This is a genomic window from Pseudomonas sp. 1152_12, assembly GCF_052850675.1.
In genome coordinates, this window is sequence record NZ_VXCW01000073.1 from 1 (window position 1) to 225 (window position 225).

Below are 225 nucleotides of genomic sequence, written 5' to 3' on the forward strand. Positions count from 1 at the left end.
GACGAACCCATCTACGAAGCCTTGTTGGCCAAGTGGCGCACTCCCAGCCCCGACGACCTGATGCCCTGCCTGTTGGCCGCGTGTGACCGCCACACTTGGCAAACCGGCAAAGAGAGCCAGAAGAATTCCTACGATTTCAATCAGGACTGGCACTTGGAGCGCGTGCCGGTGGAAATTCTCTATATCCTGCGCCTGCGCCAGTGGGAAGGTTTAGCCAATCCGCAG

General features: G+C 58.7%; 1 pseudogene. It reads left to right on the top strand.

The features are described from left to right. A pseudogene (locus FW764_RS28170) lies at positions 1-225 on the top strand (hypothetical protein); the annotation flags it as partial.